The 13,398-nt window shown below is 64.7% G+C and carries 14 protein-coding genes and 1 tRNA gene; 5 read left to right on the top strand and 10 right to left on the bottom strand.

Translation table 11 applies throughout. From position 1 onward, the window contains the following. Window positions 1–119: 119 nt before the first annotated feature. The 3 genes from V9K97_RS10460 to V9K97_RS10450 form a co-directional block, all read right to left on the bottom strand. Complete coding sequence (locus V9K97_RS10460; RefSeq protein WP_258506926.1) at window positions 120–1,637, bottom strand: tripartite tricarboxylate transporter permease; 1,518 nt, start codon at window positions 1,635–1,637, stop codon at window positions 120–122. Between the two features lies 1 nt (window position 1,638). Continuing rightward, window positions 1,639–2,175 (bottom strand): tripartite tricarboxylate transporter TctB family protein, encoded by a 537-nt coding sequence (locus V9K97_RS10455; protein WP_337312131.1) that lies wholly within the window; start codon window positions 2,173–2,175, stop codon window positions 1,639–1,641. Window positions 2,176–2,278: 103 nt separating this feature from the next. Then, window positions 2,279–3,238 carry a Bug family tripartite tricarboxylate transporter substrate binding protein gene (locus V9K97_RS10450; RefSeq protein WP_157614336.1) on the bottom strand — a complete coding sequence of 320 codons (960 nt, stop codon included), beginning with the start codon at window positions 3,236–3,238 and terminating at the stop codon, window positions 2,279–2,281. Window positions 3,239–3,365: 127 nt separating this feature from the next. Here V9K97_RS10450 and V9K97_RS10445 point away from each other — a divergent pair, with 127 nt between their 5' ends. From V9K97_RS10445 to V9K97_RS10430, 4 genes are read left to right on the top strand one after another with little or no spacing between them, the layout of a single operon-like run. Beyond that, window positions 3,366–4,046 (top strand): response regulator transcription factor, encoded by a 681-nt coding sequence (locus V9K97_RS10445; RefSeq protein WP_258506938.1) that lies wholly within the window; start codon window positions 3,366–3,368, stop codon window positions 4,044–4,046. Next, window positions 4,043–5,464 (top strand): sensor histidine kinase, encoded by a 1,422-nt coding sequence (locus V9K97_RS10440; RefSeq protein ID WP_337317890.1) that lies wholly within the window; start codon window positions 4,043–4,045, stop codon window positions 5,462–5,464. Before V9K97_RS10445 ends, V9K97_RS10440 begins: the two co-directional genes overlap by 4 nt. Before the next feature lie 2 nt (window positions 5,465–5,466). Next, window positions 5,467–5,901, top strand: a complete 435-nt coding sequence (locus V9K97_RS10435) for an RNA-binding S4 domain-containing protein (RefSeq protein ID WP_126749532.1) — start codon at window positions 5,467–5,469, stop codon at window positions 5,899–5,901. A 45-nt stretch (window positions 5,902–5,946) separates the two neighbouring features. Next, on the top strand, window positions 5,947–6,753 hold the full coding sequence (locus V9K97_RS10430; RefSeq protein WP_337317889.1) for a PPK2 family polyphosphate kinase: 807 nt from the start codon (window positions 5,947–5,949) through the stop codon (window positions 6,751–6,753). 49 nt (window positions 6,754–6,802) lie between these two features. On the opposite strand, the gene V9K97_RS10425 is transcribed toward V9K97_RS10430, so the two are convergent. Further along, window positions 6,803–7,471, bottom strand: a complete 669-nt coding sequence (locus tag V9K97_RS10425) for a hypothetical protein (RefSeq protein ID WP_337298512.1) — start codon at window positions 7,469–7,471, stop codon at window positions 6,803–6,805. A 100-nt stretch (window positions 7,472–7,571) separates the two neighbouring features. Between V9K97_RS10425 and V9K97_RS10420 the strand changes: the two genes are divergently transcribed. Next, window positions 7,572–7,817 (top strand): hypothetical protein, encoded by a 246-nt coding sequence (locus tag V9K97_RS10420; protein WP_337317887.1) that lies wholly within the window; start codon window positions 7,572–7,574, stop codon window positions 7,815–7,817. 43 nt (window positions 7,818–7,860) lie between these two features. On the opposite strand, the gene V9K97_RS10415 is transcribed toward V9K97_RS10420, so the two are convergent. The 6 genes from V9K97_RS10415 to cysS all read right to left on the bottom strand — a co-directional run bounded on the left by V9K97_RS10415 (window position 7,861) and on the right by cysS (window position 13,346). Continuing rightward, a tRNA-Ser gene (locus V9K97_RS10415) sits at window positions 7,861–7,953 on the bottom strand. A gap of 26 nt (window positions 7,954–7,979) precedes the next feature. Beyond that, window positions 7,980–9,248: an aspartate kinase gene (locus V9K97_RS10410; RefSeq protein ID WP_337312141.1), complete on the bottom strand. Its 1,269-nt coding sequence runs from the start codon at window positions 9,246–9,248 to the stop codon at window positions 7,980–7,982. Between the two features lie 67 nt (window positions 9,249–9,315). Further along, on the bottom strand, window positions 9,316–10,293 hold the full coding sequence (gene tilS, locus V9K97_RS10405) for a tRNA lysidine(34) synthetase TilS (RefSeq protein WP_337317885.1): 978 nt from the start codon (window positions 10,291–10,293) through the stop codon (window positions 9,316–9,318). Window positions 10,294–10,304: 11 nt separating this feature from the next. Further along, window positions 10,305–11,285, bottom strand: coding sequence for an acetyl-CoA carboxylase carboxyltransferase subunit alpha (locus V9K97_RS10400; protein WP_258506946.1), 981 nt, complete (start codon window positions 11,283–11,285; stop codon window positions 10,305–10,307). A 16-nt stretch (window positions 11,286–11,301) separates the two neighbouring features. Next, window positions 11,302–11,952, bottom strand: a complete 651-nt coding sequence (locus V9K97_RS10395) for a DNA-3-methyladenine glycosylase family protein (RefSeq protein ID WP_157614396.1) — start codon at window positions 11,950–11,952, stop codon at window positions 11,302–11,304. A gap of 17 nt (window positions 11,953–11,969) precedes the next feature. Then, window positions 11,970–13,346 carry a cysteine--tRNA ligase gene (cysS, locus tag V9K97_RS10390; RefSeq protein ID WP_281148399.1) on the bottom strand — a complete coding sequence of 459 codons (1,377 nt, stop codon included), beginning with the start codon at window positions 13,344–13,346 and terminating at the stop codon, window positions 11,970–11,972. Window positions 13,347–13,398 lie beyond the last annotated feature (52 nt).

Genomic DNA, 13,398 nt, shown 5'->3' with positions numbered 1-13,398 from the left:
AAATAAAGGAGGAGGCCGCAGGCCGGGGGACATTCGCGGAGAAAGGTACCCCGTCGGCGGGTGCGCCGCCCTGAACAGCGCTCAGCCAAAACGAAAGCGCCCGTAACGTCCAGCAGAAATTATTGAGCCGCCAACCGCGCCAGCTTCCGATCGCTCATCCGCTTGGCAACGCGCGGCAACACCAGCACCGCCACGATGATGACCACCAGCGTGATCGACATCGGCCGCTGGAAGAACACCGAAGCGCTCCCTTCGCCGATCGACATGGCATTGCGCAGCTGTGCTTCAGCGAGCGGCCCGAGGATCATGCCCACCACGACCGGAGCGGTCGGGAAGTCGAAGCGGCGCATCACGACGCCGAGCAGGCCGATGCCGTAGAGCAGGAACAGGTCGAACGCGCTCTGGCGCATGCCGTAGGCACCGACCGTTGCGAAGATCAGGATGCCCGCGTAGAGCTGCGGCTTGGGGATCTTCAGCAGCTTGACCCACAAACCGACCATCGGCAGGTTCAGCACCAGCAGCATCACGTTGCCGATGTAGAGCGAGGCAATCAGTGCCCACACCAATGCGGCGGAGGTAGTAAACAGCTGCGGGCCAGGCTGGATGCCGTAGTTCTGGAATGCGCCGAGCAAGATGGCCGTGGTGTTCGACGTCGGAATGCCCAGCGTGAGCAGCGGAATCAACGCGGCGGTCACCGTGGCGTTGTTGGCTGCTTCGGGGCCGGCCACGCCTTCGATGGCGCCCTTGGTGCCGAACTCGGCCTTCGCGTCCGCGTCCTTCGCCAGCTTCTTTTCCGTCGCATAGCTCAGGAAGGTCGGAATCTCTGTGCCGCCGGCCGGAATGCAGCCGAACGGCGTGCCGATGGCAGTGCCGCGCAGCCACGCGGGAATCGAGCGCTTCCAGTCGCGCGCTGTCATGTGCACGCGGGTGAGCTTGTTTTGGCCCTCGACCACCTTGCCCTCGTAGAGCACGGCATACAGCACCTCGGCCACCGCGAAAAGGCCCACGGCCACCAACACGATCTCGATGCCGTCGAGCAGCTCAGGAACGCCGCCGGTGTAGCGGCCCTGGCCCGAGATCTGGTCCAGGCCGATGCAACCCGCTGCAAGGCCGACGAACAGCGCCGTCATGCCGCGCAGCGTGCTCTTGCCGAGCACTGCGCTCACGGTGGTGAAGGCCAGCAGCATCAGCAGGAAATACTCGGGCGGCCCGAGCTTGACCGCGAACTCGGCGACGAACGGCGCAAACAAAGTGACGATGACGGTGGCGATGGTGCCGGCCACGAAGGAACCGATGGCGGCGGTGGCGAGCGCAGCGCCCGCGCGCCCGCTCTTGGCCATCTTGTTGCCTTCCATCGCGGTGACCATGCTGGCCGTTTCACCTGGCGTGTTGAGCAAGATGGAAGTGGTCGAGCCGCCGTACATGGCGCCGTAGTAGATGCCCGAGAAGAAGATCATCGAGGCCGTGATGTCGACCTTGCCGGTAATGGGCAGCAGCATGGCCACCGCGACGGCCGGGCCGATGCCCGGCAGCACGCCGACGGCCGTGCCCAGTGCACAGCCCACCAGGCACCAGAGCAAATTGACGGGAGTGATCGCGGCGGCGAAACCCGCCATGAGTGCGTTGAAGATTTCCATGTCAGAGCCACCCGGTTGTTGTGAGGCCCGGCAGGTTGATGGCCAGGAACTTGGTGAACATCCAGAACACGGGAGCCGAGATGAGCGCGCCCGTCAGCAGATCGATGGCCCAGGTGCGCGGCGCGCTGGCCGAGGGCTGGCCGCTCGCGCGGCGCAGGCCCTGCACGGCGAGCAGGTAGCACAGCATGCAACTCAGGATGAAGCCGAGCGTGGTGATGAGCGCCGCGTTGAGCAGCAGGCCGGCCGATACCCAGACGAAGCCCGGCCAGTAGGCATGCTCTGCGCCCGAGGGGGCGTCGAGTTCACGAAAGCCGCCGGTGCGCGCTTCCCAGAGAATCCAGGCGCCGCACAAGGTGAGTACGCCCGACACCAGCCAAGGCAAAAAGTTGGGGCCGACGCCGCCGTAGCCAGCTTCTGAAGAAATGCCAATGGCGCCGAAACCCAGCGCCAAGCCGGTCAGCAGCACGCCCGCGCCGACCAGTGTTTGCGGCCACGTGGCCGCGGGTTGCGGCGAGACCGAGGATTCTGGAGTTGTCATTTTTTCTCCCGCAGTCAGGGAAAGGAATGGGGCCCATTGAAGGGCCCCACTATCGAAAGAGCCCCCAATCTCCGAAGTACGCGAAGATTGGGGCGAGTCAAGTTCAGATCATTCCGGACTTGGCCATGATGGCGCGCAGGCTGGCGAAGTCGTCGTCGACGAACTTGGCGAAAGCCTCGCCCGACAGCACGGCAGGCGTCCAGTCGTTCTTCTTGAGCGACTCGGCCCACGACGGGCTCTTGAGAGCGGCCAGCACCATGTCGGTCAGCGCCTTGCGCTGTTCGGCGGTAATGCCGGGGGCGCCGTACACGCCGCGCCAGTTGCCGATCTCGACGTCGATGCCCTGCTCCTTGAGCGTGGGCACGTTGATGCCCGGCAGGCGCTGGGCGGACGTGACCGCAATGGCCTTCATCTTGCCGGCGGCGATGTATTCGGCGAATTCGCTGTAGCCGCTGCCGCCGACGGTGACGTTGCCGCCCAGGATGGCGGCGGTGGCTTCACCGCCTCCGCGGAAGGCCACGTAGTTGATCTTGGACGGATCGGCGCCGACCTTCTGCGCGATCATGGCCGCGGCAATGTGCTCGGTGGAGCCGCGCGAACCGCCGCCCCACTTCACGCTGCCCGGGTCCTTCTTGAGCTGCTCGACCACGTCCTTCATGGTCTTGAAGGGCGAGTTGGCCGGCAGCACGAACACGTTGTATTCGGTGGTGGTGCGCACCAGCGGCGTGGCCTGCGACAGGTTGACCGGCGGCTTGCCGGTGATGATGCCGCCCAGCATGACGGAGCCCATCACCATGAGCGCGTTCGGGTCGCCCTTGGAGCCGTTCACGAACTGGGCCAAGCCCAGTGCGCCCGCAGCGCCGCCCTTGTTGTCATAGGTGACCGTGTCTGCCAGCTTGGCGTCGGTCAGTGCCTTGCCCAGCGCGCGGCCCGTGGTGTCCCAGCCACCGCCCGGGTTGGCTGGAATCATCATCTTGACGTTGGCAGCGGCGCGCGCCGACAACGGCAGGGCTCCGGCGGCGGCCAGCGCGGCCAATGACTTCAAAAAGGTGTCGCGACGCATCGTTGTCTCCTGAGAACTAAAGAAAACCTGACTTGGGCCTGAGCCGCTATCATGCGCCGCCCCGCTGTCAGTTGGCTGTCCGCCGGACTGGGGAAAACACCGAAGTACCATTCCCCCACCTCACCCCATGAAGCTGCTGCTGGTCGAAGACGATCCCTCGATGCAGGTCACCCTGCAGCGCGCCCTCGCCCGCAGCAAGATCGACGTGCGCATCTGCGGCGACGGCGCGCTGGCCGTCGAGCAGTGGCGCGAGCTGGAGCCCGACGTGGTGGCGCTCGACCTGAGCCTGCCCAACCTCGACGGTCTCCAGGTGCTGGCCCAGGCCCGTGCCGCCGGGCTGCGCACGCCCGTGCTGCTGCTGACCGCCCGCGGCACGGTGGGCGACCGCATCATGGGCCTGAACGCCGGGGCCGACGACTACCTGCCCAAGCCGTTTGACCTGGACGAACTCGAAGCCCGCATCCGGGCGTTGCGCCGGCGCCACCAGAATGCCGGCCCCGACATGGGCCTCAACCCCCAGGAGGTGGGCGGGCTGCGCTTCGAGCCCGAAAGCGGCGCCGTCTACCACCGCGGCGGGATCCTGGAACTGACGCCGCGCGAGCTGGCACTGCTCAAGGCGCTGATGATGAAACCAGGGCACGCCGTGAGCAAGGAGCGCCTGTTCGAGCTGGTGTTCCCCGGCGAAACCGATGTGCAGTACGAAGCCGTGGAGGTGGTGGTGTACCGCCTTCGCAAGAAGCTGGCGGGCACCGGCGCGGCGTTGATGACGCTGCGCGGGCTGGGCTACCTTCTGCGCGCCGAACCATGAAGAAGGCCTTGTCGCTGCGCGCGAGGCTGCTGTTCGGCATTCTCGCGCCGGTGGCGCTGTTCATCGTGATCAACAGCGTGAGCCTGTACCGGCAGAGCCTGGCGGCGGCCACCACGGCCTACGACCGTACCCTGCTCGCCTCGGCCAAGACCATCGGCGAGCAGCTCGACGTGGAAGGCTACGACGAAGCGGCGCGACTGCGCGCCATCGTTCCCTATTCCGCGCTTGAAGCCTTCGAGGCCGACAACCGCAGCCGGCTTTTCTATCGCGTTTCCGCGCTCGATGGCGAGATGGTTTCGGGCTTTGCCGAACTGCCGTTCTGGCGCGGCCAAATTCCTGACCGCGGGGCCTATTCGGCGCTGGTCGACTTCTACGACGCACGTTTTCGCAACCAGCCGGTGCGGGTGGCAGTGTTGCTGCAACCCGTCGCCAGCGCCAAGGGCCGCGGCATGGCGGTGGTGCAGGTGGCCGAAACCCTCGAGTTGCGCGAGACGCTGGTGCGCAAGCTGCTCACCGACATGCTGTGGCGCCAGCTGCTGCTGATGGGCGTGATCGCGCTGGTCACCGTGCTTGTGGTGCAGCGCGCCACGCGGCCTGTGCGGGAGCTCGGCGAGGCCATCGAGAAGCGCGCGGCCGACGACCTCTCGCCCATCGATGCGCCCGATGCGCCGCGAGAACTGCGCCCGCTGGTCGATGCGACCACTGAGGTCATGGGCCGGCTGCAACGCCTGCTCGACCATCAAAAGCGATTCGTGCGCGACAGCGCTCATCAGTTGCGCACGCCGCTGGCGGTACTTAAGGCGCAGGTGCAATCGGCGCGGCGCGGCGACGTGGCACCCGAACAGGCCCTGAGCGAGATCAGCCAGACCGTGGAGCGCGCCACAACGCTCGCCAACCAGATGCTTTCGCTCGCCAAGGTGGAGCAATTGCGCCAGCAGCCTGAATCGGTTCCGCTCGAACTCGGCGAAGTGGTGCGGCAGATTGCGCTGGACCTGTCTCCGCTCATCGCCGACAAGGCGCTCGACTTCGAGTTGGCCGTGGACCAGCCCGTGACGGTGCGCGCACACCGCTGGATGCTGCAGGAGCTCACGCGCAATCTGCTGCACAACGCCATCAAGCAGAGTCCCCGGGGCGGCGCACTTTCGGTCACGGTGCGTTCCACGGGTGACGAAGCAATGTTGACGGTGCGCGACGAAGGCCCCGGCATTTCAGCCGAGCTTCGCCAGCGCCTGTTCGCACCCTTTTCCGCCGGCGACACCGGCAGCGGCTCCGGCCTGGGCCTGGCCATCTGCCGCGAAATCGTGCTGGCGCTCGGCGGCCGCATCAGCCTCGACAACCGCGGCGTGCAGGAAAATTCCGCACAGGTGGTCGGGCTCGACGCTGTCGTGCGGCTCCCTGTCTACCACCACAATTCCTGAATATGGATCGCTTGCGCATCGACAAATGGCTTTGGGCCGCCCGCTTCTTCAAGACGCGGTCGCTGGCCGCGGAAGAGATCGGCAAGAACCGTGTGCAGGTGAACGGCGACGTTGCCAAGGCGTCCCGCGAGGTCAAGGCGGGCGACACCGTGGCCATCCGCCTGGGCGCCGTAACGCGGACTGTGCTGGTGCGCGGCCTGAGCGGTCAGCGCGGGCCAGCGCCGGTGGCGCAGCAGCTCTATGAAGAGACGGCGGAGAGCATCGCCGCGCAGGCCGCCGCGCGCGAACAGCGCCGCATGGGCAGCGAACCGGCGCTGGCCATCGAGCAGGGCCGGCCAACCAAGCGCGACCGGCGGGAGCTCGACGGCGCGGCGCGCCACGCCGATTGGGACAACCGCTGGAGCGCATCCATCGATCCGGATGAGTCCGACCGCTGACCGCCGATCGCGTACGCTGCGTGCTTTTGCACGGAGCTCCGGTTCATGGCCAGCCTTAAAAAATACCGCGTCGGCAGCAGCTTCCAACTCTCGCAGGTGAGCCCCGGCGACACGCCGTTTCTCGAGGGCAACGAAGCCGCGCAAGTCGCCGAAATAGACGAACTGGCGGGCGAACTCGACGAAATGCAGGACTTGCTGCATGCCGAAGGCCGTCGCAAGGTTCTGCTGGTGCTGCAAGGCATGGACACCAGCGGCAAGGACGGCACCGTGCGATGGGTCTTTTCGCGCACCTCTCCGCTCGGCGTTCGCGTGACAGCCTTCAAGGCGCCCACTGACGACGAACGCGCGCGCGACTATCTCTGGCGCTGCCACGCGGTCGTGCCGCGCACAGGCGAAATCGCGGTATGGAACCGCAGCCATTACGAAGACGTGCTGGTGCCGGTGGTCGAAGGCTGGATCGACAAGGCCGAGGCCAAGCGGCGCTATGCGCAGATCAACGACTTCGAGCGCCTGCTGGTCGAAACCGGCACGGTGGTCGTCAAGTGCATGCTGCACATCGACAAGGACGAACAGCGCGAACGCCTTCAAGCCCGTATCGATACGCCCGGCAAGCAATGGAAGTTCAGCATGGGCGACCTCGAGGTGCGCACCAAGTGGAGCGCCTACCAGCAGGCCTACGACAAGGCGCTGCGCGCCACTTCCACGGACCACGCGCCCTGGTATGTGATTCCCGCCAACCACAAGCGGCATCGCAACCTCATGATTGCCAAGCTGCTCATGAAGACCCTGCGCGAAATGAAGCTCAAGGCGCCGCCCGCGGATCCGGCGCTAAAAGGAATGATCATCAAGTGATCGGGCGGGCGCAGGCCGTCGGCGCACGCGGCGCCGCGGCCATCGAGGGTCAGGAGCGGCGAACGGCCGACTGGCCCAGCACGCGGCACTTGCCGAATTCGCAGCGCACGGCCCAGGTTGCGCCGTTCGAGCACGGCACGCTGTAGGCCTCGTAGCCGGGGCCCTTGGCCGTCAGCTCCGCGCGCGGCTGGATGCTGCACTGCCCGGCCTTGGCGACGAGTTCGGCGTTGTAGGTATCCACGCCGGTGCGGCGCGGCGCCATCACGACTTCAGGGTTGAAGGAGTGGCCGTAGAAGGTGTCGCGCACGTTCGGGTCGAGGTTGTGATATCCGCGCTTCGCCATGCAGTGCACGATTGCGACCTGCTGGTGCTCGGCAATCACCTGTGCATCAGGACGGTACGACATGTCGATCACGGCGGCCGCAATTCCCCCTTGAGCGGCTGCGGCAACGATGCCCTGGCCGTGCACGGTGATCAGGCCCAGGCCCAGCGCCAGCCACATGGCGTCGCCAGATTCGCTGCGCGCGGTGATCCGCGTCGCCGCGGTGCGGCAATCGGCCACGTCGCTGTCGTATCGGGCCTTGTCGACGCCTTCCATGGCCACCATGGGCACATAGGAAAGCCCCGACCCTGTTCCAGGCTCCGTCGGTGTCGGCGGCGTGCTGACGCACCCGGCCAATGCAACAACGGCGCACACGACGCTCAGCAGCAGCTTCATGGAGATTCCCTCGTCCTCTTCGCGATAGTTCGGCCGATTTAACCATACAGATGGTTACTTTTGCCCCAGATTTGTCGCAAAGCTGCTACGGATCAAATGGTTGTACGAGATTTATTTACGCTCATTTCTGATCTCGGCATATCAATGCGCCAGCTCGCAAGTTGCGATGCTGGGCGCCACCGCGCTGCTCGCCTCCTCTCAGCTGATTCGGCTCACCCCGGGAGAAGACCCAACTCGGGCATTCATTGCGGCGATGGCGAAGGACCTTGAGGCACCGGAAAACGCAGACGAAAAAAAAAGCCGCCGATGGCTTCAAAGCCATGCTGGCAGCATTTCCCAAGCATGAAAAAAGCCCTGTCAATCCGAAGATCAACAGGGCTTCATCAGCTTGGCGGAACCGGAGGGATTCGAACCCTCGATGAGGCTCTACACCCCATACTCCCTTAGCAGGGGAGCACCTTCGGCCACTCGGTCACAGTTCCTGAAAGAAGCCGAGATTATGCCACTGTCAGGCGGCAGGTTGGTCCAGATCGAAGGCTTTGTGCAACGCGCGCACGGCCAATTCCATATATTTTTCGTCGATGACGACCGAGGTCTTGATCTCGCTGGTCGAAATCATCTGGATATTGATGCCCTCTTCGCTCAGCACGCGGAACATCTTGCTGGCCACGCCCACGTGGCTGCGCATGCCGATGCCGACGATGCTGACCTTGCAGATCTTGGTGTCGCCCACGATCTCGGTCGCACCCAGCGAGGGCATGACCTTCGACTGCAGCAGGTCGACCGTCTTCGCGTACTCGTTGCGGTGCACGGTAAAGCTGAAGTCGGTGCGGCCGTCCTTGCTGAGGTTCTGGATGATCACGTCGACCTCGATGTTGGCGTCCGCCACGGCACCGAGGATGTGATACGCGATGCCCGGCTTGTCGGGCACGCCCAGCACCGAGATCTTGGCTTCGTCGCGGTTGAAAGCGATGCCGGATACAACGGCTTGTTCCATGTTTTCGTCTTCCTCGAAAGTGATCAGCGTGCCGGACTTGGCCTCTTCATTGATGTCGATGTCCCAGGGCGTGAAGCTCGAAAGCACGCGCAGGGGCACCTTGTACTTGCCGGCGAATTCCACCGAGCGGATTTGCAGCACCTTGGAGCCCAGGCTCGCCATTTCGAGCATCTCTTCGAAGCTCACGGTCGAGAGGCGGCGCGCATCGGGCTCCACGCGCGGGTCGGTGGTGTAGACGCCGTCCACATCGGTATAGATCAGGCACTCGTGCGCCTTCATGGCGGCGGCGATGGCCACGGCCGAGGTGTCGCTGCCGCCGCGGCCCAGCGTAGTGATGTTGCCGCTGTCGTCCACGCCCTGAAAGCCGGTAATGACAACCACCTTGCCGGCGTCGAGGTCGGCGCGCACGCGTTCGTCGTCGATGCTTTCGATGCGGGCCTTGGTGTAGGAGTTGTCGGTGCGCACCGACACCTGCCAGCCGGCATAGCTCACGGCTTCCATGCCTTCGGCCTGCAACGCAATGGCCAGCAGCGCGGACGAAGCTTGTTCGCCGGTGGCGGCGAGCATGTCGAGTTCGCGGCCGTGGGCGTCGCTGGGTTTGCTCGGGGCCAGCTCTTTGGCCAGGCCGAGCAGGCGATTGGTTTCGCCGCTCATGGCACTCGGGACCACGATCATCTGGTGGCCGGCGCGCGCCCACTTGGCGACGCGCTTGGCGACATTCTTGATGCGCTCGGTCGAGCCCATCGACGTACCGCCGTATTTGTGAACGATCAATGCCATGGGTGAATTCAGAGAAAAAGAAAGGGCCGCTGCACTCCCGAGTGCCAACGCGGCGCCCTGCAAGCCGTCAGCGCGAAGCCTTGGGCGAGGGCCTGGAATTGTACCAATGCAGAAAATCGCCCCGCCGCTCGACGAAACCGTTGGCCACCTTGAGGTGGATGCGATGGCCGCGCGTGGTGCAGGCCTGCAACTGGCTCAGCAATTGGTCGAGCTGCGCCGTGCTGGGGGCGCAGCCGTGCGCCTGCATCAGCCAGTGCCGCAGCACGTTGGCCTGGCGCGCCTGCGAAAGCAGCCGCAGCGCGGCAATGCGCGGCGGGTCGCCCACCACGCCCAAGTCTTGCGCCGCCAGTTCGCCCAGCAGTTCCTGTGCCTGCGCGGCATGGCCGATGCTGCGGGTGAAGGTGGAACGGAACTGCGGAAAAGCCTGCGCCAGCGCGGGCAACAGCACGGCGCGGATGCGGTTGCGGGTGTAGCGCTCGTCCTGGTTGGTCGGATCCTCGATCCAGGGCAGGTCGAGGCCTTTCAACCAGGCACGGATATCCGAGCCGGGCACGCCGAGCAGCGGCCGGTAAATGTCGAGTCCATTGCGTCGCGCATGGGCCGGCATGGCCGCGAGGCCCGGCAGTCCCGCCCCCCTGGACAAGGCGAGCAGCAATGTCTCGACCTGATCATCTGCGTGGTGCCCAAGAACTATCGATTTGATCGCGCCGGCGGGTTCGGCCGAGCCGGCCATCGCTGCGAAGGCCTCGTAGCGGGCCCGCCGTGCCGCGTCTTCAGGACTGTCGCCCTGCGCATGCCGAGCGTTGACGCGATGAACGACCAGCGGCACACCGAGCCGCTCGCACACCGCAGCGCAATGCCGCTCGAAATCGTCGGCTGCGGCTTGCAGCCCGTGGTGTACGTGAAAGGCGACCACCTGCCCCGGCCAGGCCGATGCGCAAGCGGCCAGCAAGGCGGTGGAATCCGCCCCGCCGCTGAAGCCCACCGCCAGCGGCAGCTGCGCCGGCTCGAACGCGGCCATCGCGCGTTCGAAGGCTTCGTTCATGGGGCGCTTGCTTATCTGCCGGTGTCGGCCTTGGTGTCGTTGAAGCGCCCGTAGCTTTGCAGGCGTTCGTAGCGGCGATCGAGCAGCTCCTTCGGCTTCAGGTCGCTGACCTGGCGGAAGGCGTCGTTGAGGGCGCGCTTGAGAAAAGCGGCCATCTGGCGGTGGTCGCGGTGCGCGCCGCCGACCGGCTCGTTCACGATCTTGTCGACCAGGCCCAATGCCTTCAGGCGGTGCGCGGTAATGCCGAGGGCATCGGCCGCTTCCTGCGCCTTGTCGCTGGTCTTCCAGAGAATGGAAGCGCAGCCTTCGGGGCTGATGACCGAGTAGATGGAGTACTGCAGCATCAGGAGCTGGTCGCCCACCGAGATGGCGAGTGCGCCGCCAGAGCCACCTTCACCGATGATGGTGACGATGATCGGCACTTCGAGCTGCGCCATTTCATAAATGTTGCGGCCGATGGCTTCGGACTGGCCGCGCTCCTCGGCATCAATGCCTGGGTAGGCGCCGGGCGTATCGACGAAGGTGAAGACCGGCAGCTTGAATTTCTCGGCCGTCTTCATGAGCCGCAATGCCTTGCGGTAGCCCTCGGGCTTGCTCATGCCGAAGTTGCGCGCGGTGCGCTCCCTGGTGTCGCGCCCCTTCTGGTGGCCCAACACCATGCAGGGCGTGCCATTGAAGCGCGCAAGCCCGCCGACGATCGAAAGGTCATCCGAGAAATGCCGGTCGCCATGCAGCTCGACGAAGTCGGTGAAGATTTCGTTGACGTAGTCGAGCGTGTACGGGCGCTCCGGATGCCGCGCGATCTTGGTGATCTGCCAGGGCGTCAGGTCGCTGTAGATGTCCTTGGTGAGCTGCTGGCTTTTCTTGCCCAGCTGGTCGATTTCCTCCGAGATGTCGACCGCCGATTCGGTCTGTACATAGCGCAGTTCTTCGATCTTGGATTCGAGTTCAGCAATGGGCTGCTCGAAGTCGAGGAAGGTTCGTTTCGCCAACGTCTTCTCCTGTTGTTCAGTATGCGACCGGTACCGGGTCGAGCGAGCGCCAAATATACCAAGTTGCCACACTGCAAAATGGTGCCCAGGCCACGGCAACATCGCGGGCATCGCTGCGGCTCACGGGATCGCCCGAAAAATAGTTCACGCTGATGCCGTTGAGCAGGCCCAGGTCGTCCACGGGCAGCACATTGGGCCGCATCAGGTGAAAGATGAGGAACATTTCGGCCGTCCAGCGGCCAATGCCGCGAATGGCGACGAGCTCTTCGATGATGAGCTCGTCCGACATGTCCTTCCAGGCGTCGACGTGCACCGCGCCGGAATCGAAATGAATGGCCAGGTCGACCAAATATTCGACCTTGCGCGCCGACAGCCCCGCCGCGCGCATGTCGTCGACCTTGAGCTTGAGCACGTTGGCCGGGGTTAGCTTGCGCGGCAGCACCGCGAACTTGTCCCACACCGTTTGCGCGGCCTTCACCGAAATCTGCTGGCCCACGATGCTGCGCGCGAGCGTAGTGAATGCGTCGCCGCGCGACTCGAGGCAGGCATCGCCGAATTTCGGGATCAACCGCTTCATCACGCGGTCCTTCTTGGCCAGGTGCTTGCAGGCCTCCTCCCAATAGTCGGGCGTGAAGATCTGGACGCTCGATTTCCTGGTTGCAGGCATGGGGTTGGTGGTTCCGTTCACTGCGCTGCGGCCCAGGTCGTGCCGGTGGGCGAATCCTTGAGCACGATGCCCTGCGCCAGGAGGTCGTTGCGAATGCGGTCGGCCTCGGCGAAGTTCTTTGCGGCCTTGGCGGCTGCGCGCTGCGCAATCAGCACCTGGATTGCGGCATCGTCGAGACTGCTGCCCGCTTGCAGAAACGCCTTGGGATCACCTTGGAGCAGCCCCAGCGTACCGCCGAGCACCTTGAGAAGCCCGGCGGTTTCCGCGGACTGCGTACGGTGGACTCCCGTGGCCAATTCAAACAGGATTGCAATGGCCCCAGGCGTGCCGAAGTCTTCATCCATCGCAGCCTTGAAAGCAGCTGCGTGCGGGTTCGTCCAGTCAAGCGCGACTGGCGCGGGGGTAACCAGGTCCAGCGCCGTGTAAAGGCGCTTGAGCGAGTTGCGGGCGTCGGTCAGATGCGCATCGCTGTAGTTGAGCGCGCTGCGATAGTGCGTGCGAACGAGGAAGAAGCGCAGGCTTTCGGCGTCGTACTTCTGGAGCACCTCGCGGATGGTGAAGAAATTGCCCAGGCTCTTGGACATTTTTTCGTTGTCCACGCGCACGAAGCCGTTGTGCACCCAGAAGCGGGACAGCGGCTTGCCGTGGGCGCCCTCGCTTTGCGCAATTTCATTCTCGTGGTGCGGAAACTGAAGGTCCGCCCCGCCTCCATGGATATCGAAGGTTTCACCAAGCGTGGCGCAACTCATCGCGGAGCATTCGATATGCCAACCCGGGCGGCCGGTGCCGAAGGGGCTGTCCCACTTGGCATCGTCGGGCTCGGATGGCTTGGCTGCCTTCCAGAGCACGAAGTCGAGGGGGTCCTGCTTGCCCTCGAGCACTGCGACGCGTTCGCCGGCATGCAATTCGTCGAGCGACTTTCCCGACAGCTTTCCGTATCCGGGAAACTTGCGCACCGCATAGTTCACGTCGCCGTCGGGCGAGCGATAGGCCAGCCCCTTGCGCTCCAGCGTCTCGATGATGCCGAGCATTTGCGGAACGTACTCCGTCGCACGCGGCTCCAGAGTGGGAGGTTCGATGCCAAGCGCGCCGATGTCTTCGTGCATGGCGGCAATGACTTCATCAGTCAGTTGGCGAATCGTGATGCCACGCTGCACCGCGCGAGCAATGATCTTGTCGTCGATATCGGTGATGTTTCGCACGTAGGTCACGGCGTAGTCGCTCGCTCGCAGCCAACGCTGCACCACGTCGAAGGCCATCATCATGCGGGCATGACCGATGTGGCACAGGTCATAGACCGTCATGCCGCACACGTACATGCGCACCCGGCCCGGTTGCAATGGGGAGAACTCCTCCAGTTCACGCGAAAGCGTGTTGTAGATGCGCAGACTCATGAGGCTCGGAAAGCGTCGCTTCGCGCACGTGCGGCACGGGCGAACGACGTTG

This window comes from Variovorax sp. CCNWLW186, assembly GCF_037203865.1.
Classification (GTDB): domain Bacteria; phylum Pseudomonadota; class Gammaproteobacteria; order Burkholderiales; family Burkholderiaceae_C; genus Variovorax.
The sequence above is the reverse complement of the archived record's forward strand: the minus strand, read 5'-3'. Positions and strand labels throughout refer to the sequence as shown.